The 21,680-nt window shown below is 60.1% G+C and carries 16 protein-coding genes; 8 read left to right on the top strand and 8 right to left on the bottom strand.

Annotated features, from left to right (window positions below; all coding sequences use genetic code 11):
• Nucleotides 1–1,553: 1,553 nt before the first annotated feature.
• From AC1DFR_RS13545 to AC1DFR_RS13525, 5 genes are all read right to left on the bottom strand, one after another.
• Nucleotides 1,554–3,644 (bottom strand): AIPR family protein, encoded by a 2,091-nt coding sequence (locus tag AC1DFR_RS13545; RefSeq protein WP_476873613.1) that lies wholly within the window; start codon nt 3,642–3,644, stop codon nt 1,554–1,556.
• Nucleotides 3,641–4,639 carry a PD-(D/E)XK motif protein gene (locus AC1DFR_RS13540; RefSeq protein ID WP_476873612.1) on the bottom strand — a complete coding sequence of 333 codons (999 nt, stop codon included), beginning with the start codon at nt 4,637–4,639 and terminating at the stop codon, nt 3,641–3,643. The genes AC1DFR_RS13545 and AC1DFR_RS13540 overlap by 4 nt, the downstream gene beginning before the upstream one ends.
• Nucleotides 4,632–7,343: a Z1 domain-containing protein gene (locus tag AC1DFR_RS13535; RefSeq protein ID WP_476873611.1), complete on the bottom strand. Its 2,712-nt coding sequence runs from the start codon at nt 7,341–7,343 to the stop codon at nt 4,632–4,634. Before AC1DFR_RS13535 ends, AC1DFR_RS13540 begins: the two co-directional genes overlap by 8 nt.
• A gap of 12 nt (nt 7,344–7,355) precedes the next feature.
• Nucleotides 7,356–8,825 carry an ATP-binding protein gene (locus AC1DFR_RS13530; RefSeq protein ID WP_476873610.1) on the bottom strand — a complete coding sequence of 490 codons (1,470 nt, stop codon included), beginning with the start codon at nt 8,823–8,825 and terminating at the stop codon, nt 7,356–7,358.
• Nucleotides 8,826–9,307: 482 nt separating this feature from the next.
• A complete protein-coding gene (locus tag AC1DFR_RS13525; RefSeq protein ID WP_476873631.1) occupies nt 9,308–9,586 on the bottom strand; it encodes a hypothetical protein in 279 nt (92 codons plus the stop codon).
• On the opposite strand from AC1DFR_RS13525, the gene AC1DFR_RS13520 reads away from it, so the two are divergent.
• The gene (locus AC1DFR_RS13520; RefSeq protein ID WP_476873609.1) at nt 9,531–10,298 is read left to right on the top strand and encodes an SIR2 family NAD-dependent protein deacylase; all 768 of its coding nucleotides are present in this window, start codon (nt 9,531–9,533) and stop codon (nt 10,296–10,298) included. The genes AC1DFR_RS13525 and AC1DFR_RS13520 overlap by 56 nt on opposite strands.
• Nucleotides 10,299–10,346: 48 nt before the next feature.
• Here the strand turns inward: AC1DFR_RS13520 and AC1DFR_RS13515 are convergent, their stop codons facing one another.
• On the bottom strand, nt 10,347–10,994 hold the full coding sequence (locus AC1DFR_RS13515; RefSeq protein WP_476873608.1) for a TY-Chap2 family putative peptide chaperone: 648 nt from the start codon (nt 10,992–10,994) through the stop codon (nt 10,347–10,349).
• Nucleotides 10,995–11,067: 73 nt separating this feature from the next.
• Nucleotides 11,068–11,766 (bottom strand): NUDIX hydrolase, encoded by a 699-nt coding sequence (locus AC1DFR_RS13510; protein ID WP_476873607.1) that lies wholly within the window; start codon nt 11,764–11,766, stop codon nt 11,068–11,070.
• Nucleotides 11,767–11,861: 95 nt separating this feature from the next.
• On the opposite strand from AC1DFR_RS13510, the gene AC1DFR_RS13505 reads away from it, so the two are divergent.
• From AC1DFR_RS13505 to AC1DFR_RS13490, 4 genes are read left to right on the top strand one after another with little or no spacing between them, the layout of a single operon-like run.
• Nucleotides 11,862–12,824 carry an ARPP-1 family domain-containing protein gene (locus AC1DFR_RS13505; protein ID WP_476873606.1) on the top strand — a complete coding sequence of 321 codons (963 nt, stop codon included), beginning with the start codon at nt 11,862–11,864 and terminating at the stop codon, nt 12,822–12,824.
• Nucleotides 12,821–14,368 carry an ADP-ribosylglycohydrolase family protein gene (locus AC1DFR_RS13500; RefSeq protein ID WP_476873605.1) on the top strand — a complete coding sequence of 516 codons (1,548 nt, stop codon included), beginning with the start codon at nt 12,821–12,823 and terminating at the stop codon, nt 14,366–14,368. The genes AC1DFR_RS13505 and AC1DFR_RS13500 overlap by 4 nt, the downstream gene beginning before the upstream one ends.
• Before the next feature lie 13 nt (nt 14,369–14,381).
• A complete protein-coding gene (locus AC1DFR_RS13495) occupies nt 14,382–15,383 on the top strand; it encodes a sigma factor-like helix-turn-helix DNA-binding protein (protein WP_476873604.1) in 1,002 nt (333 codons plus the stop codon).
• Nucleotides 15,384–16,958, top strand: coding sequence for a TY-Chap domain-containing protein (locus AC1DFR_RS13490; protein ID WP_476873603.1), 1,575 nt, complete (start codon nt 15,384–15,386; stop codon nt 16,956–16,958).
• Nucleotides 16,959–17,006: 48 nt separating this feature from the next.
• Here the strand turns inward: AC1DFR_RS13490 and AC1DFR_RS13485 are convergent, their stop codons facing one another.
• On the bottom strand, nt 17,007–18,368 hold the full coding sequence (locus tag AC1DFR_RS13485) for a hypothetical protein (RefSeq protein WP_476873602.1): 1,362 nt from the start codon (nt 18,366–18,368) through the stop codon (nt 17,007–17,009).
• A gap of 344 nt (nt 18,369–18,712) precedes the next feature.
• Here AC1DFR_RS13485 and AC1DFR_RS13480 point away from each other — a divergent pair, with 344 nt between their 5' ends.
• The 3 genes from AC1DFR_RS13480 to AC1DFR_RS13470 all read left to right on the top strand — a co-directional run bounded on the left by AC1DFR_RS13480 (nt 18,713) and on the right by AC1DFR_RS13470 (nt 21,640).
• Nucleotides 18,713–20,395 (top strand): nuclease-related domain-containing DEAD/DEAH box helicase, encoded by a 1,683-nt coding sequence (locus AC1DFR_RS13480; protein ID WP_476873601.1) that lies wholly within the window; start codon nt 18,713–18,715, stop codon nt 20,393–20,395.
• A gap of 88 nt (nt 20,396–20,483) precedes the next feature.
• On the top strand, nt 20,484–21,041 hold the full coding sequence (locus tag AC1DFR_RS13475) for a hypothetical protein (protein WP_476873600.1): 558 nt from the start codon (nt 20,484–20,486) through the stop codon (nt 21,039–21,041).
• Between the two features lie 8 nt (nt 21,042–21,049).
• Nucleotides 21,050–21,640 carry a hypothetical protein gene (locus tag AC1DFR_RS13470; RefSeq protein WP_476873599.1) on the top strand — a complete coding sequence of 197 codons (591 nt, stop codon included), beginning with the start codon at nt 21,050–21,052 and terminating at the stop codon, nt 21,638–21,640.
• The last annotated feature ends 40 nt before the right edge of the window (nt 21,641–21,680 follow it).

Genomic DNA, 21,680 nt, shown 5'->3' with positions numbered 1-21,680 from the left:
CCCGTTGGGCTGGCCTGGAAGCGGCTGTCGCCGGTCGAGGTTGACCCGTCTCGATCGCGACAACATGAGTTTCATGCCGGTGGGCTACAGACAATTCTGGGCCGGCCAATCGGGAAAGATACGCGTCCTGCGACGTACCATTATTGGCGTCCGGAGCATCCCAGGCCGCTCACAGCATCTTCAACTTTCACGTTTTACGATGCCCGGGAAAATCATCCGTCGCGAACGGAATTGCGCCTCTACTATCCCTCGAACTCAGCGACAAGATGGGCAGGGCCAGGGGACCTCTTTTTAATAGTGTTCGGAAAGGACAATCTAGCCAACGTCCACATTGTCAAGCACGGATCCCCACGTTGGAGCTCACTCCTCAACTCTCTTTCACAATCAAACGCTGCTCCCAGCAATACACTCCATGTATTTCAGGGCGAGAATGTCTTGGAAAGTGAGATTCTCAGTAATGCCCTGAGCTTCCTCCCCAGCGCAGGGGATGAGGAGCATATAGGATACGAAATCGAGAGATCGGCCTTGGTGGCCGCAGCGTGTGCTGAACTCGTAAGCAACGGCGAGCGTCCCAGCCAGAGGGCTATCGCTGCCGCCGTTCGATCGATTCAGAGGGAGGCCTGGCCAACAGACTCCATTGATGGTGCGCTCGCCCGGCGCATGATTCTCGAGCGTCACGTTCACCAAGAGATAGAAGTTCTCCGACTCCAAGGCAGCAGAACGACAGCGCTACATCAGCAGCGATTGCGGTCTGCAGTTCAAATATCGGCCGCACACCTGCAAGCGTCCGAGCGGCATCTCGGGCAGGCATTCGTAGGCCATGTTCTTGACGCCTTGGGCCATCGCTTGGATCCGGGCAGCTTGAGGATTCATATGCGCTTCGAAGCGGCCGCCTTTGTAGCGATAGGGAAGTCAAATACTAAGAAAGAGACGCTGATCTTAGTGTGCGGGCAGGAGTATCCCGAAAACTACCTTGAAGACTCTGCGGTTCGCCCGGACTGGATTCTAACTCAGTCTTTCCCAAGCGCGGATTCCGTCGAAAAATTGATGGGCTTGTGTGCAACCACGAAGCTCGCAAGCGCACGAATGGGCCGAGCAAGTCAGGCCACAACTTCCGATATTTGGGGCCCGGATCTCGACGCGCTCGTACGTGCATCTGCCTAGCACTCAGCCGCCCGATCAATGCCGCCGTTGACTCTGATTCCGAGGTGGATACTCGGTGTCCATGCGAGATGCCTGCGGGTAGGTCGCATGCCGCGGGAAGCGTTCGATTGAGTCGATCGATCTTGATGTGGCCCGAGGAGCAGACCCGGCATGACCTACCGAACAACCCGCGCGGCAGATCGGGTTGGAAGCCAGCATTGTGGCGCTCTCGAAAATACGGAGCGGGGCCGCTGGACCGGTCCAGCGGCCCCGCGTCACTGACGACTTTAGTCCGCCTACAAGCCACCGTCGCCAGCACCGGAGCAGGACAAAAGACCCCGAGGCGGAAGTACTAGACGGCTCCGCTGTGGAGGCCTCTCGACGTTCGACGCGCACCCAACATCCGGCGACTATTGCCGTCGAAATCCATTTTCCTCAACGCGCTCCAGGAACGACATCAGCCTGGCAGCTTGAGCTTCTGATGGCACAGCGTAGGCTCCATTTGAGAACTTTGCCGTTAGGCTGAGCTCGTTCGGGGAAAGTATCCGGTGTTCTTTGCCAAACTCGGCAACGCGAAGCCAAGTCTCTGCGCCTACGTTCATAGCGTCAATTTGAGCGCTTATGGAAGAATCGATCTTTTGGTTCATTCGGGCGGTCTTGGCCTTATCGATGATTCTCTGCGGATCAACTAGGGAGTTGGAGAATGCTGCAGACACAGGAACTTTCACCCCCTTTATGTCCGCCCAGCAACTTTCCTTCTTGGCCCATTCGGTCACGTTTGTAACTGGCCGATCCTCAGCGGTTAGTACTGTACGAGCCGACTGTGCCAGCTCGACCGCGTACGCCAAGACGGGAGCAGGGACGGCCTGATCGAGCCAGATGCGTTCAAAATCTAGCACCCGCCCCTGCCCCTGCGTCTGAACTTCGTAGGCCAGCTTGGCCACAGCGTACGACACAATGTTGGGTAGGTATCCTGGGGCGTACCACGAGGACTGAATTACGGCAGCCCGTACACTAGTAAACAAGATGGCCCGGGCGACAGCATGCTTAAAATATTGGTCGTTGAATTGAGTCTCATCCTTGTCCCATTTACCGGCGACGCTGGCGGCAAACGCAGAGAAGTTCTTCTGTGCGCCCCTACTCACCACGTGAGGCTCCTGGGCCCAAGACAGCTCGTACTTGGCAAGATCGGTCTTGCTGATAACTTGGCTCTTGGGATTCCTGGCTTCAAATGTTCTCGACTGGCTGCTTGTTCCCCTGTTTTTCTCGTTGAGATACTGGCCCCTGGTTCGCTCATAGAACCAGTGGGTTTGGAAGGCTTTACCGGCTATGGAGGGCGCCAGCAGCCGCCGAGATATAGCCTCGAGTCGTCGGTGGAAAGGCGAGTTAGAAAAGAAATCCGCCGGATTCACTCGGTTTTGAGTGTTGGCATACTTAGATATCTTCGGGACCAGTTCCCCGGAAACCTCCGGGTGCACAACGATAAGCTTCAGTTGGACCGAAATATCGGTAAGGTTCGGCTTGGGGGACAGATCCCTTCTGGCATTATAAAGAGAGGCCGTAGTCTGGCCACCATTGACAATCTGCAGATTCCGAATTTTTCTGATTACCGTATGGGACCCTGAAGACAATATGTCAACCGTCGTTGCTGTTGCTGTCAAGCCGTTATTGTACGCGAGAAACATACTTGGTTCCGACTGAATAGTTGTCCGGATCCCTCTGTTGACGAGTACTTTATTTGACAGGAAACTTCGAACATTGCCTTCCAAAAGCCGGCTGCCGTACTGTCCATACAAATCTGCCAATACATCGCCCGGGATGGCTGCAAGGTAAGTCTCGAATTCGGCATCCTCAGCTACAATTCGCAGAGCGGGCAGCCCTTCTTCAAGCCAATCTGAAAGGTCAATTTCGACTTCAGCACGCCCGGAAGCAGATTCCTCGACCTGAAGGAACCTGGCAAGGTCCCAGACGTGGAAATCCACTGGAACCCCCTTGATGTCGCCTCCAGAGAGATCCTTCATCGAGGCGCTGGCTGCAGCATTCGAAATCAGATAAAGGCGATAGCGGCTGACGCCCGCCCCGCGCTGCCGAAGCTCTCTAGCTAACTGGTACTCCTCAGCACTGTCCTCGAGACGGGTCTCCAATTGCTGTTCGACGGCGTCGGTCAAAAATGCCTGAAGCGCGTTGAGCTTCTTGCGCGCGTCTGTGGTGGTCAGTGTGCTCACTTCGCCGCCCGGATGCCAGTCCATCACCGCGAGTGCTATTTGCCGGTCCGCCCCCGAATCTTCGATGTCATAAAGATCGTACCCGTCCACTTGAAGTGATCGCTTCCTAAGCCCAGTCCCCTCATAGTGCAGGACTTGCAAATTCTCCACCTCGTCAAGCTCAGCTAGCTTGTCTGCCATAAGTGACATGAAAGCTCGAGAGGGCAAATCTCCTTCGGCATCCGCACGCGCCTGGACATCGGACATCATCCGCTGGTAGAAATCGTTGATCTTCAAGACGTCGCTTCCATTTCGACATTCAGGGTCACGGCAGGTTCCTCAAGCTCAAAGGATGACAAACCGGCGAGAGTTAGTGAATAATCCACTTTGCCAATTGACAGCGCGAGGTCGGAGCGTTTGATGACGGGGAAATCTTCATTTACCTCAAACCTTCGGAGGCCTTGTGTCCTGAAGCGAAACTGTTGGTAATAGTCGTCATCGATATCGACCCGCAACGACCTTCGGAGCAGTTCTGATAGACGTTCCTGGCGCTGACTGTCCGTTCCCAACGCCTCAACGTACCGCCCGACTATGTCCGGAAGCGACTCACCGCTCGGCAGCTCGGCTGGCATGTCTACCAGGCGCACGACGACGAGCTCGAGGGGTCCCTCGCAGTCCAGCTGCTCAGCAGATGAAATCCTCACGCTCTTCGCCTCCGGGTACACGGATTTCACTTCGTACGAGACCGGAAGGGGCGACCCGTAGTCTTGGGGGGCGCCGAAAGGCCCTCCCCAAGAGTCCAACACCACGCCCAATGGCTGTGACTGCGCGAGGATCTCAAGTCCAAACCACAGTTCGGCGTAGACTCCTCTGATCTCTCCCACGCTCAGACGATCCGAGGCCTGGAATGTCAGTAGCCGTTTCCAGGCCGCCAGTTCCGCCATGAAAATACTCAGCCCCTCCTCCTCCGATGCAGCGGAACTGCTGCTCTGAGCGAGATTCCATGCCAAGCTCATGAAGGTGTGGGTGAATTTGTCATCAACAAGCTCGAAGCGAAGGGCCCATTCATTGTCCTGACGCTTCGCCACGCTGGCATCAATGCTTGAGGAAACCTCTGGCACTGGGGGGCGCTTCTTGCAGCGGATGAAGAACTGCGGCAGCCCACGCTGAGAACGCCCGTAATACAGTCTTAGGGCGCATTCCGGCAGCATGAGTTTATGCTTAGGCTCCGATTCAGAAATGAGCTCTTGCCAGAGCGACTCTATGGTTCCAGGAAGAATCAAGTCACTCACTGTCCTGGTCCTCCAAGTCGTCGTCGCCAAGCAACTCCTTGAGCTTCACCTTCGTGATCATGTACTCAACATCTTCGGAAGTGTCTTCGGGATCGATAACCCCACCGGGGTAGGCGATCTTTAATCCAACCAATGGGTGTTTAGGGGTCTCGACGGCTGAATCTTCAGATTTAAACTTTGACAGGCCCAAGGGATAGACGATGAGTGCTGGCCGATCCAAGTGATCAAGGTAAACCACTTCGGGGGCTGACTTCTTGGTCGGGTTCTGGGATAAATAGGATTTCTCCGCGTCTTCAGCGGAGTCTCTGTCAATGAGCGACTTCAAGTCCTGAGACCCTGCCAGACGCCTCCTAGATCCGCTCACTGCAATCAGCCCTGGTTGGGCCTCCAAGGTTGTTTCTATCAGCTTCACGCCTAAGCCGGAAACGTCCTTTTCCGCGCCACTACCGCGGCGGATACAGACATCCCAGGTATCGTACTGAGACTTATGCCGGACATGGTCGGCAAGTGCCGGGCCGAAGGAAAAGTCCGTAAGGTGTGCCTTGTAGCCAGTCAGCAGGTCCGCGACCGTCCCTCGGTCTACTTCGCGCCACACCAACGAGGAGCCCCCACCTACGTTTCCCGGAACTGCGTCTCCGTAGCCCGTGACCAGACTGGTTACCAAAGTTTCCAGTGCTTTGAAATTCCCCTTGGCGGCGCTGGGCGCAAGCTTTGTCGTCTCTGGAGCTCTCCCTTTGTACGAAATGCTAAAACTCGAAACCGACGTAGCGGACTTCATCTTATTTCGCGCCGTAATGAGCATTGAGCCTGGGTGTTTACGCACTGCCAGACCGAAATCCCTTGGTGTCAAGCCTTGGTCCCTCATGGCCACGAGGTCCATCCGCAGTTCTTTGATGGAGCGATCTATGAACGCGAAATTGTCGGCCGCCTCGGGAGTTATCCAGATACGACAAAGGTCTTCGTAGCCAGGTCGGTAGCCAAACCAACGAGCCATCTGCAGCAAAGTATCGGTTGCAGCGGTGTGACGGTAGAAATAACTCACGGTCAGTCCTTCAAGGGTCAAACCGCGGCTGAGGACGTCCCCTCCCACAACTACCTGCCTGTCGGGATTGGCCAACTTCGATTCGGACTCGACGAGTTTCTTGTCAACCTTTGAGTTCACGACTCGATCTACGATGCCGGCCACTGCAGCAGGAAGCTGGCCCAGGACCTCATCCCACTCGTACCCACAGTCGCCATAGAACTTTTCATACGCGTCTCTGATCGAGTCAAGCTCTTCGTTTGGATGTCCGGCTGCATAAGTCTTGGCGTGCAGGGCCACAGCGTTCTTAAGCTTAAGCAGTTCACCTGCAACAAGCTGATGAACTTGGTCTTGTACCGCTACATACCTTGAAACGTTGATCAGCATCGAGCGCTTCTTGTCCGACTGCCCCCGGAGATCCCTAATCGCGTTGGCGGCAAGATATACCCTCAAGGCCTCTTTCAGGCTCGGCGGCAGATCCGTCACCTGGTGACCTACCTTGTGACCGGCAGGAAAATACTCCTCACTGTCGTAAAGGTGAACGGTTGGGCTGAGTCCGATTTCTTCCGATGGTGAGAACACGCGTTCGGCACCAACATAATTCGACGGCGCTTCCAAACTATATATGTAGTCGCGAGGATAAATGTCACTCTCTACATCACTGTCAATGAAAATATTTGCAAATGGCGTCGCTGAAAAACCGAGGTAGGAGCTGCGGTGAAATACCTCTAGGAGGCGTCGTATGAGCTCGTTTATCGCAGTCGGACTTTCTTCATCGCGCGTGTTTACTGACGCATAATCCGACTCGTCGTCAAGTAACAGCATTGGAAAATCCAGCTTGCCATTCTCTTTTGCTTGATCAGCCAACCAACCATGCAGGTTTTCAAGAATAGATTTGTTTTTCTTTACAACGAATATGAAGGGAATATTGTCCATCCCCTCCAGATGCAAAGAAAAACCCTGCTGCGAAGCCGCACTGAAATCAGCCCACTCGCTGGTTAGCCTTTGGACCTTTTTTGCAAGGTCGACGTCGTGCTTACCGATGCCAACATACATCTCTCCTGGCACATTGGAACCCCCACTTTTTTTGGGCTTCGTCGGTGTCCTGCGTCCAATTACGCCTTCGTCTACACGCTTCTGGGTCTGTTTCCGCAGATGTTCAGTATGACCGGCAAGTACGATAATTAGTCGGTAGCCCGCATCGATTGCCTTGTTGAATAGGCCTAGGTAGGTGGCCGTCTTTCCAGACTGAACGTCACCCAAAACGAGGCCTCGTCGTGCCCATGCACCCGTTTTTGCAGGGTTGCCGACGAGTTCAAGGAGCTCGTCGGTTAGATGATCCATTGCAGTGACAACTGTGGGCGAGAAACCCTCGTCGGCAACGAGGTATTGCCGATACGTGGCGGCACGTTTAAAGTTCGTCGTCTTCCGAGCGTCTTCCAGCCAAAGCTCATATTGATCGTCTCGGAGCACAGTTCCGTCGTCCATGGTGACGCCGAGCTTGGCGTGGATGCGGTCCCGGACCACAAGGACCTGCTTTGGGGTGAGGTCCTCTGCATGAATAGATGCATATTTGCCAATTTTGTCGTCTACAGCTGCTTCGGTCAGTTTCTGTTTTCCGACCAATACAGCCAATACAGCGCTCTCCAGCTCTGACGCTGCTGTTTCCCAGGACTCAGTCATTAAGTTCACGATTTATACTCCTCCAACTACATCTTCAAGCAGAGCGTTGATGTTCTCGACAGACGAATAGCGCGCAACGGCCTTGAACGAGGTTCGGAACTCGTCCGCATCCAGTCCGTTCTCCTCATATTTAATCCAGAAGTCCCTGAGCTCATCGAGGATCTCCGACTCGGTTGGCTGCGGACTGGCGGCCAACTGATCTCCCGCCAAACGCACGTACGCGTCCTGAATCGGAAAAGACGATTCAATGTTGCGAATAAAACTCTCTAGGGTGTGCAACTCATTATCGGATAGAGTTGTAGATAGCACACGCAGCACCGGGTGGTTACGGTTGATTTTGTAGAAAAATGAGTTTCTGTCTTGGATGGCTTCCCAAGTCGCAAGAGTGTCTTTCGGGCCCTTTTCCTTGGTCCCCTTATGCTTAAAAGCTCGCTGACTCGGCTGCACTAGTCGATCAATGACTTTCCGGAGAACATTTTTCACTGCCGGTGGCGGAACAGCCATGGATTTCTTGATATCCAACGCCCACAAATGGTCTAATGTGTTTGGAATGTCTACACGCACACGCGCCAGCTTTCCGAGTTCCGTCCGAGGTGCCACGCGGAACCAACTTCCTCCTATGACTAGACGCATACCCCTATATACGTAGAATCCTTGGCTGTCTCGCAGGCTACCATTTACCTGAGCCGCTTTTTTGTCCGCCGGAGTCATTTTGTTCAGGTAGGGCAATGTGTAGGGCTTTATCGTTATGTGTGTGTTCCCGATCGCGAGTTGCTCTTCTGAGCCGGCCTGAGTCGCGCTGTTTCGGACCAAAAAAGGATCAGCCGGCTTAATGCCAGTGCCGTTTAATAGTATGGCCAATTTTTTACCGTGCTCACCTGCGAGGAAGCGATGGAAAACCAGTGCGAGGTGGTCTTTAGCATCCACCATTCTCTGGTCCCATATCTCTGCAAAGACGTCGCTCTCAAGATCGGCGTCGTTTAGCTTCGTCCAGACAACCAATGTGCCGGCGTCGAGGTTGCGAAGCAAGTGGATGCCCGGCACCGAGGAAACTTCTCGGTCACTGAGAATCAGCAGCTCCCACTTCCTAACGCGGGCCAGGTGATCCATGTCCCAACGTGCCCCGCTGACCACGCCATTCTTTTTCGAGATTACTGTCAGGCACCTACACTGGGACAAAGATGCCGTTTTTAGACCCAGTCCAAATCGGCCGAGATCAGTCGCGAGGCGCTCGTCAACGGCGCTCGTGGATGCCAGCTGCATGGCCGACACGATCGCCTCATCGTCCATCCCCCAGCCATCGTCCAGTATGGCGACGTATGCGCTGTCTGGTTGCGCTTGATACAAGATCTGCACCGATCGGGCGTCGGCGGCAATAGAGTTGTCGACGACATCGGCAATGGCTGTCTCCAACGAATAGCCAACAGCTCTCATCGACTCCATGAGATGTGCGTCCGGCACGACAATCCGCGACTTAGCCAATATAAAGTTCTCCCCAAATGCGGGGAACCGACACTGGTTCCCAAAGTCTTGTCATTGTCTGCTATTAGCCCAGCGGCCGCTGCCAGTGTATCCGGCACTATGGGCGATACCAGGCGGCGCGTTCGCGTGTCTCGGGAGATCGGTGCTTTTCGAAACACGGCGGTCGCCCGGCGTAACTCTCGAGCTGTCAAAGCTAATCCAGCATGTCCGCTGCCAAGGCCTCGCGCCACCATTCCCGCCCCTGTCGCCTAGATGTGTCCGCATGGCCCCGTACGAAAGCCCGTTGAGCAACCGGCTCCACACACCGATTAGAGCCGGACGCTTGAAGACTGCGCGCGATCCTGGACGCCGCCACCGAACTCGCGGCCCGCTACGGAGTGGACCTCGTCCTGGTACTGAGGGACAGAGCAGCGTTCTCACTGGCCCAGAAGCTGAGGCGGGAGGAAGGCGACGGCGGGTCCTGGCCTTCCCTCGGCGACCACCTAAAGGAGAAAGCCAAGTCCCTTGGTCAGATTGCAGGGGCCGGACACCTGGTGCCCTTTCTCGGCGCAGGCGTCAGCGTCAGCGCCGGAGCTCCGAGCTGGGGCCAGCTTCTCGACAAGTTGAGGACCGGCGTCCACCTTATGGAAGCCGAGGCAGACGCCTTCCACGGGCTGGGCCTGCTCGACCAGGCCGGGGTTCTCGAGCAGCTCTACGCCGACCAGCATGGCTCCCCGGAGGCGTTCGGTCAGGCGGTGGCGGACGCCGGCACTCCTCGCCACTCTCCCCTCCACGGGGGCGATCACGCTGAACTATGACCGGCTTTTCGAAACTGCCTGCAGCGACGCCCAGCGGCCACGGACTGTCGTGCCGGAGAACATTCCCGCCGTCGGCAATGACTGGCTGCTGAAACTCCACGGGTCGGTGAGCCAGCCTGAGAGCATCGTGCTGACCCGTGACGACTACCTTGGCTATAACAGCAACCGCGACGCGCTGTCCGCGCTGGTCAAGGCGCACCTGCTGACCCATCACTTGCTGTTCGTCGGGTTCGGGCTTGCTGACGACCATTTCCATGAGATCGTCCACGACGTCAGGCGCGCGCTGCCGAACAACGCCTCCAAGAACCACCAAATGGGCACGGTACTCTCGCTCTTCCATGAACCGCTGCAAAAACTGGTCTGGGCGGGGAAACTGGACATCCTCCCCATGTCCGGCGCCCCGGCGCCGGACGCCGGCCCGGCTGACGTGCACACAGCCCTCGTGAAGGCCGGACGGGAGCTCGAGATCTTCCTGGACATGATGGCCGCCTACGCCACAGACAACCACTCGTATCTGCTGGCCCCCGCTTACAACCAAGGGCTCGCCGACGACGAACTCGACTTGCGGCGGCAGCTCCTTGCCCTCGCCGGCCAAAAGCGATCAGCCGGAACAGCCGAAGTGTGGGGCGTGCTCGACAAGGCCCTCCGAGAGCTGGGTCTGGGCGACCTGTCGTAGGGTTGGCTTGGCTCCTCCCGAACGTGGACGCCAGCGTAAACCGCCCCGTTACGGCAGCGTGCTGCCGAATATCTCCAGCATCAGCGGATACAACCGGCCGTTGAGCTCCCGATACCTGGAATGAAGGTTGATCAGCCGGTCGTCAATCTCCAGCCAACCAAAATTATCCAGCTGCGCGACAGTCTCGCCATCGCGAGTAAGGGCCCAGCGGGTGTCTTCCCACGGCTGCAGCCGATCGAGTGTGGCGGACGACTTTGATTCCAACGGCCCACCCCTAAGTTCTCGAGTCGACCAGTCCGAACGGTCCCCGAGGGTCAGCTCCAACATCGTCGCCATCAAGCGATAGCCGAGAGCCCTCGGAGTGGTCGTCGGCGACTTCTCAGGACGGTAAACACCTTGAGAAGTCTCGAGTGCAATGGCAATCGCCCTGGCACTCGGCATATTTAAGGCCTGCTCCCACGAAATTTGGAAGTCCCCACCGGAACCAGCCGTGAAACCCGAACCTCGCCTGCGCGCCTGATAGTCGGGTCCGCTGGCATTAGCCATCATCAACGAGTCAGCTTGACTCGCAGAACCACCATCACCTGTCAGGGCAATGTATAGACCGGGGTCCCGCCGACTCAGTTCACTTGCCACCCGCCATGACAACGCATTGATGTGGCGATACAGAAGTGTCCTCTGCTGTGCGTAGATCATGGCGCTCCTTTAAGGACAGCAGGTGCCCTGGTTCCGTAGTCGTTGAGATCATTCTTCATGCCGTAGCCCGGACTTAGCGCGAGCGCCTCTCGGGGAGGTCGCCACTCCCGTGCCGCACCCACAACCTCGACGGCCTCCCCCGCGTCCCGTCCGACATTTGCCCCGTTCCGGCCAGCTTCGGCTCCATGAAACGCCGGAACGTGTCGCGCATCAAAGTCGCGCCCGCCACCGCCTCGTGCAGCTCCCGCAGATCGCGCAGCGTGAACGGCTCATCCAGCAGCTCGCCGGGATCCGGGGCCTCCGTGTAGGCAGCCCGCAGCCACTCCACAGCCTTCGCCACAATGGCCGCGTGGCCGTAGGGCAGTCCCGCGATCAGCTCCGGCTCACCCGCCACCGAGGCCAGCCGGACGCCGTCGGACATTAGCGCCGCCTCCAACGCCGCCACCGGCACCACGTCCACGTGCGCCACCGACAGCACCCAGCCGCGGTCGTCGCGCCCGAGCTCGTCGAAGACCTGCAGCTGGCGCGGCACCCGCCCGGAGATGCCGGCCTTCTCGCGCAGGCAGCGCAGCACCGCGTCCGCGAGGGTCTCGCGTTCACGCAGGAACGTGCCCGGCAGCGCCCACTTTCCGTGCTGATGATCCTCCTCGCGCCGCACCAGCAGCACGTACACGCTGCCCTCCGCCACGGTCAGCACCGCCGTATCCACCGCCACCGAGGGGCGCGGGTAGTCGAGCAGGGACGCGGCAGGGCTGTTCTTGGAATCCTTCACACGATTATTTAACGCAGTCTTGCGCTAAATATGCAAGCCGTGCATACTGAAATCAATTAGCGCAGAAATGCATTAAATCTAACTGGAGGTTCACCATGAAGGTTCCACAGCTCCACGTCGGCGCCGGCAGCAGGCTCGGCCCGCTGAGCATCTTCCCCGTCTGGACCTCCGGCTCCGGCAACTTGGGCATCAGCACCGGGACCCACGCCGACGTCGCCGTGACCGAACTTGCCAGCGGCGCCCAGGTCGCCCGGCTCACTGTCACTAACAACGGGTCGAGCCCCGCCTTGCTGCTGGAAGGCGAGCTGCTCGAAGGCGGGCAGCAGCACCGGACCTGCGCCCGCGACGTCGTACTGGGTCCCGGCGAAACCCGCGACATCGACACCTTCTGCGTGGAAGCCGGCCGCTGGGAAGCCGGGGAAGCCAGCCACCGCCGGCAGGCACGGCGCGCCCCTCTGAACGTTTGGTCCGAGCTGGCCAACGGTGGTCCCACCAGCCTGCGCGGGACCAATCGGCAGGGCCGCATCTGGGACCGCGTCAGCCGCTTCGACGCCGCCCGCGGCGCCTCGGTGACCAGTTCCCTGCTCGACCACATGGACCGGTTCAAGGAGGACGTGCACAACCGCTTCGCCGCTGCGGACGCACCGGCCGCGCTGGAAGGCCAGCGCGGCGTCGTGATCGGACTCGGCCAGCAGCCGCTGCTCCTGGAGGTCTTCGGCACCAACACCCTCTTCCGCCGCCACTACCGCCAGCTGATCGATTCCGCGCTGCTGGACTTGGAACTCCTCACACCCCAGGCACTGGCGTCCGGCCCCATGCCAGGCCAGAGTGCCCGCGACTTCGCCGCGCACGTGCAGGCGATGGACTTCGGAACGTTCGACGGCAGCGCCGTGGCCGTCGAGGTCCGGAACCATGGCGCCCTCCGGAGCCGCAACGTTTCCCGCGCCGCCGGAACCGTTTCCGCCGCCGGCATCGCCGTCGAGCTTCCCAAGCGCCGCCCCCAGCTGGCCCACCTGACCGGCTGGAACACCAAACACCCTCTGATGGAGATGGCATGAAACTGACCCCCTTGCAGAATGACCGCGCGGCCGGCGTCCTCGTCGCCCTGGCCGCCGGCGACGCCCTCGGAGCCGGGTACGAGTTCGGCGCGCCGCTGCCGGACGGCGCCGAAGTCACCATGAAGGGCGGCGGCCCCTTCGGGTTCGCGCCGGCCGAGTGGACCGACGACACGTCCATGGCCATCCCGATCGCCCAAGCCTTGCTGGAGGCAGCGTCCGATGCCGGGTCCTCCTCCCCCGCGGCGCTCACCATGATTGTCCGCGCCTGGACGGCCTGGGCCGCCGAAGCCAAGGACGTGGGCGCCCAGACCAGCTCCGTCATCGCTGCCGCCCGCCGGCTCGCCGCGGCTGCCGGCCGGAGTAAGGTCAACGCGGCCGATTTCAGCGCCGCGGCCGCGGACTTCCACGCCCGCACCGGCCGCAGCGCCGGCAACGGTTCGCTGATGCGCACCGCACCGCTGGCGTTGGCGTACCTCGACCGTGACCCGGCCTCCTTGATGGCTGCTGCCGGGGTGCTCAGCGCCCTGACCCACGCCGATACCGACGCGCAGGAAGCCTGCGGCCTCTGGTGCGTGACCATCCGGGAGGCGGTCCTGACGGGGAGGCTCGACGTCCGGGCAGGGCTGCCGCTGCTGTCCCCCGACCGGGCGGCTCAGTGGCTGGAGCGGATCGAAACGGCGGAGCGGTCCCGGCCGCGGGATTTCACCCGCAACGGCTGGGTGGTCGAGGCGTTCCAGGGCGCCTGGAGCGCCATCCACTTCGCCGGCCTGACATCCTCCGGCCCGGTGCACCTGCGGGCGGCGCTGGAGGAAGCTGTCCGCGGCGGCCGGGACACCGACACCGTCGCCGCCATCGCCGGCGGGTTGCTCGGTGCCGCCTACGGCTACACGGCGGTGCCCTTCGAGTGGCGCCGCCGCCTGCACGGCTGGCCAGGACTCCGCGCCCGCGACCTCATGATGCTTGGTATGGAGCTGGGCCGCGGTGAGGGCCGTCGTTTGGGTTCATGGCCCCGCGTTGAGCACCAGGACTACGGCATGTGGAGCCGCACCGATGCTCTGGTGCGGCACCCGCACGATGACGGCGTCTGGCTGGGCGGGGTGGGTGCGCTCGGGCGAGTGACTGAGTTGGGGATCGATGCCGTCGTCTCGCTGTGCCGGCTGGGGACTTTGGATGTGCCAGCTATTGCTCCGGAACACCACGCCATGTTCTGGGTTGTGGACTCCCCTATTGAGGAGGACAACGCTCACGCCGCGTTTGTGCTGGGGGACGCGGCGGCCGCCGTCGAGCGCTTCCGCGCGGAGGGCAAGACGGTGCTGCTGCACTGTGTGCGGGCGGAGTCCCGGACGCCGACCGTGGCAGCGCTGTACGGGGCACAGGCTGCGAGGATTACGCCGCTGGAGGCGCTGGAGGACCTGAGGCGGGTGCTGCCCGGGGCTAGTCCGAATGGGTTATTCCTGAGGTTGCTGAGGGATGCCAAAACACCCGGAGTAACCCATGTTGATGGAGCCACGACCAGGGTGCCCAAAAATGTCCGACGCTACTGATAGGAATGTGACCATGACTACAACTCCTGAACTCAGTCGGGAGCAGCGCGATGCCGCCATGGTGGAGCGCTACTCGGACGGCGAGACCCTGGATGCCATCGGCCAGACCTTCGGCATCACCCGCGAGCGGGTCCGGCAGATCATTGCCAAGGTCGGTGGCACGAGCGCCGAGGAATCCCGAAAGAACCGCATCGTTGCGCGCGAAGCGGCCCGAAGGGCCGCCCACGACGCGTTTCTGACGGAATACGGCGACTTGGCGCGCCAGATGGCCAAGCGCGGCGTCACCCGGCCGGACGCGGTGCTGAAGCTGCAGGCGCTTTACCCGGCGGTCGACGTTGATCTCGCCGAGGACGTTCTCCGGGAGTCAGGCATCGTCTTCGACAAGTACCAAGCTGAGGACATTTTCTCCAAAGAAGTTATTGCGGCCGGCATCTGGTACTTGCTCGGTTCCGACCTGAGCTTGACCCCCGATTTTGCATACGCGGCGGTCCATCTGGACCTGGAGGTCTTGACCGAACTTCAAGCCGTACTGTCCTCAACGGAGGTCAACAACAGTGACATCGCAACCATTCTTGGCATTATCGGCGCCGCCCAGAAGCACGTCACGGAGAACCCCGGGGCCAGCATCACCCGTAAGCGCTACGATGCGCTCCGCGAAGAACTCGTCGGCGCTATGGGCCTGGTGTCCAAGCAAGGTGCGACGCCTTGGCCGCCCACCCACCAGACCGTTATGAAGAGGTTTCACGGCTGGAACGATGCCTTGGAGACCATGGGAATCGGCACTTCGTCCCACGGTCGCAGCAAGGGGCTGCTGAAATTCAGCCGAGAAGACTATGCAGCTGCTGTTCGTGAATTCTGCGGGGAGATGAGCAACGAAGCCCTGAAGCCCACGATTGAAAAATACGACGTCTGGGTCAAACTCGAGATAGCCGCGGGGCGAAACAGACCCTCCGGCGCTTCCGTGCGGAACCTTTACGGCACCTGGCTGGATGCCGTCCGTTCAGTGCAGGAGTAGATGACGAACTTGGGGGACGCTATGGGGGAACAACCGATCACTGTGGGAATCTGGATGCCGCCGGATTATTGGACCCGCCCAGAAGCATTGATCGAGGCATATCGCAGGGGTGATCCTCTGCGGGCAATCGCCAATGATTTCGATGGCGGCGTCCCCGATATCTGTGAGGCGCTGATTGATAAGACGGTGGCGGACGACGAGCTTGAGCGTCTCCGGTCTGTCAGGCGGCGGGGTCAAACCACCATGGGGTCCATCTGGGACAACGTGGAAATGATCAGCAGACTGGACCGCTCGGGCGTTAGCCGCTCTGATATTCCTACTGTCCTTCAGGCCCTCGGGTATGAGATCGACGTCAATGCGGCCGCCGAGCTTCTGCTTATCCCAGGGATTCCCGAGGACGACCCCACAATCCTCCAGACACCCAAGCGGCTTAGCGACAAGCTGAGCTTGCTCTATATAGCCGGGGTGCACGCCGGTATTGAGCCCGACTATCAACTGGCACTCGGAAAAATGTCCCTGGACTCTGTTGTAGAGCTAAGGCAACTGCTGCACCCCCAGGTTCCCTACCGCCAGTTGGCGGAGATCTTGGCGGTCATCGAAACAACAGCGCGCGCGATCCGGACCCGCAAGATCACCACACTCACGTACTCGGACTACGACACTACTGCCCGCACTGTAGAGCAAGAGCTGGGCCACATCGCCAAAGCTGAGGCTGAGCCGTGGCCAGTTGCGGCGACGACACTCCGGCAGCGCTATGGACAGGGCTACTGGGAAGAAGCCCTCAAGGCCGTCGGACTGAAATTGCTTGCAGCCGATGGCCGGCACAGCGAAACTGACCATTGGCAAGCTCTGGATGATTTCACCGAAGAATGCCTCGACCTTGAGTATCCGATGGACGTCGAGATCTATGACCGATGGGCGTTGGCGGAATCTACCCTGGGCCGAGACCGCCCTTCCGCCCTCGAGCTACACCGGCGTTACGGAAGCTGGGAACAAGCGCTTGAGGCCATCTTCGGCGGCGAAGAGGAACCCGAAGACGACGACCTTGAACCTTACTGGGGATTTCCTTTCGGCTTCGAGGACGAGAGCTTGGCCATCAACGAAGCGAAATCCCAACGCGAGGCTGAGGAATGGCGGCGGGCAGGAGAACTTATTGGTGACCTCTTGGCCGAGATGCCCTGGAACAGCTTTCTGCGCATTGAGTACGACGGTGCCGAAGAGATCTCCACCAGACCATATGCGCAAGCCACCCCGAGTGCCGACGGCGTGTGGTGCGAGATCGTTTCTGAGGAGTACCTCCCCGCGGGCGAGTGGCCTATCAACAGGCGCTACTTTGCGAACAATGGCTGGTTGGCCCCGGACGGCGAGGTGCCGAACTGGCTGAAGGTGAGTGTGCCGCTGGCCGATGCCGGTCACCAGATTGTTCGCGGTCTGAGGCATGGGCGGGGCTGCCGGGACGCAAGCAGGTTGCGATGGAGCACCGGAGATTTTCCTATCGGTCCCGGCCCTGACGGCGGAGTCACGTTGGACGACGCAGTTGCCGGCGCTGTCCAGACGTTGCGTAATGCGAGCTAATCGCATGTAACCCGCATGGAGGCTGGTAATGGCGTTGCCGTCCCGCGCCTACAGCGCAACGGCCGGGGTTCCCGGGGTAGCACGGTAGATGACCGAATCGGAGGGGGTCGTCCCCGGCGGCAGGTCATGCCCGAAGATGGCTTCTCGCATTTCGGGGGTGGACGGGGCGAGTAACAACTGCGCGGAGTGGGCCTGCAATTGGCCGTCTCCGGCGGCTGGCCTGGTACCCCCCGATTCGCTGCCGACCACCAAGGTAAGGCCCGTTAGTCCCGCGGTCTGCGCGAGAAACCCTACGAGAGTCTTGATGGCCGCGCGAGCATCTGACAGCGTCACGTCTTCGTTTTCCTCCCACCGTGTCAGTCCATCGAGATCGTCTATGAAGAGCACGACCGGCCGCCGCAACGCGCTTGGTAACCCGGGATTCCGGTAATCATCGATGCCCATGGCTCGACAAGCATCGATCCGGGGAAGCAGCTCGTGGGAGATATGCCGCAGCAACTCAAGCGCTTGTACGGCACCGGTTGCCATGCCTTGTCGGTGATGACGCCAGTCCGCGCTCGCAGGAGAATCCGCCGCAGCAGTAGCAGCCCAGCAGTCATGACCCGATTTTCGAGCTGTTCGGGCCATGGATGCCACAAGGGACTGCCGTTCCTGGCACGTGCCACCATGGACCATCAGGTTCCGCGCCGAAGCGGTAGAGAAGACGGCCCCCGTGGTGCCAATGGGCAGCTCTATTACGTCGTCCCGACCCGGCGGATCGTCGTCCGACACCGGCAGAGGGTTGAACAATACTGAGGAAGACCCGAACGGCTCCTCATAAGCGGCCAAGCCGCTAGGAACGACGACGTCCGCCGCCACGCCCCGCAGGTACTCGGGCGCTTGCTCGTGGTCATACCTGCCAAGCTGGATGCGATGGGCACCATCGAAGCCATTCACGAGAAGCCTAGAGACTTCTACATCGCGACCTGCCAGCACCAAGGACACGCCTCCTCGGAGCTGGGAAGCCATCAGCGCGTCGAGTTTGCCGGCCAGGAGGCTTGAGTATTCATGGGCATCTGCGTAGAGCAACTCGGCACCATTGACGATGACAGTGGTACCCCTCGGATCGTCGTGCATACCAACACCAACTTCTCCAATCTTCATACAGCCTTCGCCCATGGACCTGGAAAGTGTCCTCAGCCCTTCCAGCATCCAGCTGTAGTCACCTCCGACGAGGTCGATGACATGCGTCCCGCTGGTGAGGCAGAGCTGTTTGATGATGCCGTCGAGGTAGGTCCGTCCTCCCCCACCTGTCGCATCTCCGCTTATCAACAACATGGCTCCGCTCGCTGGCCAAGAGCCGCCCGAACCGCCTAGGTAGACGCGACGGCCATCAGGCAGCGCTCCAAGGACGATTCGGCGTTCATCCATGGGCCTGTCTCCGTTCTCAACTGTTATCGACTGCTGGACAGTGTATGGCCCGGCACCGACATTGCCCGGGAGACCGGGGCAGCTCCACGCTGTCGCTGCCGCAGCGACTTTGAACCCGGCCCGCATCGACCGGCCTGTTCACCCACGCTCGACTGTCCAATCCGGTCCCTCCGGCACAAATCGGTTACCGCTGAGACAGTCTTCGAGCTGTCCGGTTTCACCGTCCACGACTGAACACTAGCGTGAGCCGCACCGTTCGTGTCGCCATAGAGATCAAGCTGCGCCCGGCTAACGTTGGATCAGCGAACACCGGCCAGCCGGTTCATTAGTTTTGGGGGCCAGCAATGAGATGCATTCCGGAAGAACCCGAATTTGACGACGGCCACGTGGCCGAGGAAGCGGTTTGGGAGGCCCTCAAGAAGAGCCTCCCAGACGAAGTCGTCCTCGCACACTCCGTTCAACTCAGGGACGGGCGGGCAGAACACGAGATCGACATTCTGGTGCTCTGGCCCGGCGTCGGGATGGCTGCCATCGAGGTCAAGGGCGGAAAGGTCGGCGTCGAGAGCGGGCAGTGGTATCAGTCCGACAAGGCGGGCCGGCACAACATTCAGAGCCCGGTGGTCCAATCACAGGCGTCGATGCATGCGTTCAAAAACTGGCTGGAGGACCAGCTCGGATCCCGGCTCAGCAGCCGCTTCGCGTATCTGGTCAGCCTCCCCTATACGGACGTGTCGCAGGGGTGGGCCATGGCAGGGTGTCCCCGCTCGCTGATACTGGACCAGGCGGACACTGAATCGCTGAAAGACAAGGTGCGCCACGCCATCGAGCGTGAAGGCAGCGGGGCCACCACCCTGACCCCGGCCTTCCTGGAACGGATCGTCCGGAAGCTAAGCGGCGATCTCGACGCCGGGTCCGCGCAGGTCCCCGACCCGCACGAGGCCGAAGACGCCCAGGATCACCTCACCGTGCGGCAATCCGTGCTGTTGCGCGCAACCCGTTCCCTGCCCCGCGTCCGCTTCACCGGGGGTGCTGGCAGCGGCAAGACCTGGCTCGCCCTGGAGAAGGCGCGGCTCCTCTGCAAGGAAGGCAAGCGGGTCGGCCTCTTCTGCTACAACAAGGGGCTGAGCCAGTATCTGCAGCAGCAGGTCTCCGGCTGGCGGCAGGCCAAGCCGGTCTTCACCGGGGAGTTTCACGAGTACGTCCGGGCCCTTGGTGTCCCGGACGGGGTTGGGACGGACTACTTCGAGGAGGAGATGCCGCGCCTCCTCAAGGAGCTGGCGGGCCGCCTGGAACAGCACGAGCGGCTGGACGCCGTCGTCGTCGATGAAGCGCAAGACTTTGCGCCGCTGTGGTGGGAGTCGCTGCTGGCCTGCACCAAAAATCCGGACGCCGGCGAGGTGTATGCGTTCATGGATGACCGGCAGGATGTCTACCAAAGGTGGAGCGGGACCGGCGCCGACGGCAAGCATCCGACGGCGGATCTGGCGCCGATCCATATCGATGAAAACCTCCGCAACACCCGGAAGATCGCCGAGACATTCCGTTCCTTCGCGGGCGAGCACTTCACGCCCCGGGGCGGCACCGGGCTGCCCGTACGGCGCGTAGTGTGCAACACCGAGGACGCCCTTGATGCCGCTGACGAGTGCGTCGAGGCGCTCATGGACGAAGGCTGGAGCCCAAACCAGATAGCCCTCCTGACCACCAAGTCGCGGCATCCGGTCCACCAGGAACGGTTCGACGCCGGGTCCATCGCCGAATACTGGCTCGATTTCCACGCGAACAACGACGTCTTTTACGGCCACGTCTTGGGGTTCAAGGGCCTGGAGCGCTCGGCCGTGGTGCTGTGCGTCAACGGGTTCAAGGACATGGAGCGTGCTGCCGAGCAACTGTACGTGGGACTGTCTCGCGCCCGCAGTCTGCTGGTGGTGGTCGGGGATTCCGGATTATTGGAGAGTGCTGGCGGCCGGGACTTGAAAGCGGCGCTCATCCGCGCAGAGGCGTGGCAGCCCGCTGCTGTCGGACTTTGACGTGCTTGCTGGAGCTCTCTCACGACTCACAAATGTCGGTGCGGCGACGCACGCTTGAGCAGGAACCATCACAACTATTGGGGGATTCATGAAAGAGGGAGCACAGCAGCTCACCGACAACTACGCCGAGTTCATCGCGCAGCTTGATGCAGCCGCGCTTCAGCTTACGGACCGCCTTGACTCCCTCAGCACATCTCTCGAGGTCCTTGTCCTATTGGCTGATCAGAACCGCGTCGGTCTCACGGCATGGGAAGAGAGGCGGGCAACCCTTGGCGGACTGCTCGAAAAACGCGCTGAGTGTTCCGAAACGAGTTCCCTCAAAGAGCTTCTTGATGTTGCCCTCAGGATGACGCCTATGTTTCGCAACCGAACGGATCGGATCGAACAACAGTTGTCTCTGATGCGGGAACGCTCGGACGAGCTAAGCAAGTCACTATTGGAGCTTCGGAAGTGCAAGCTCAAGCTGACCACGTCCCGGGTCGTTGCGCAGGAGAAAGCAAACCTGAGCCGGGCCGTGATGGAGTTATCGGGCACACCACAAGGCTCTGTCGGTGCCCTTTCTGACGCCGGACTGTTGGACGATCTCAAGAAGGCCAGGGAAGCGATCGTCCTCGCCGAAGCACTTTTGGAAGTGAAGGGACAATGAAAGTCGCAATGCCTAAACCGGAGCAAAAACTGCTCCTTTCGTTTACGTCGCTGCAATGGAGCGGGCGGCCGGCCCAGGAGGCCATCTACTCCTGTCTGGGGCTGGGTGTCATCGGGTTCTTCGTTTGTCTGGTGCTCATGATCTTCATTGCCGGTCTCCGGGACCCCGGAGTCGCGACACTTTTCATCGTCGTTTTCGCCATCGGGTTGACGACACTGGCGGTCTGGTCAAAAGCGTCCAACGAGAAGAAATTCCTCGCCGGGATCAGCCAGCGCGTCAACGACACCATCGTCGAACTGACCGGCAACCCGAACGACCAACTGTCGCTACCGGACTTCAGGAAATTCATCGAGAACGAGCGTCGTATTCCGCTGCTTGTCCACGGCGTGCCTGGTTTGGAACTGCGGACGGTCCGGCTTGGCGATATGCCAGCGATCCGTCCAAAGCAAGCGCCAGCGGTCCGGACGACAACGAAGAGTTCCCCGTCGAAGGACACTCCCGTGGTGACCGCTACCCAGGTGATTATCGCCATCACCCCGCCCGACTACGGAACCGTCAGTTTTGACCGGCTGCTTCAGGCCATCCTCGACGCCGACTGACAAGACTGATGCCGCTGCTCCGCCGCACCCCACGCGTCGC

It is taken from the genome of Arthrobacter sp. 05T410, from assembly GCF_056396505.1.
The sequence above is the reverse complement of the archived record's forward strand: the minus strand, read 5'-3'. Positions and strand labels throughout refer to the sequence as shown.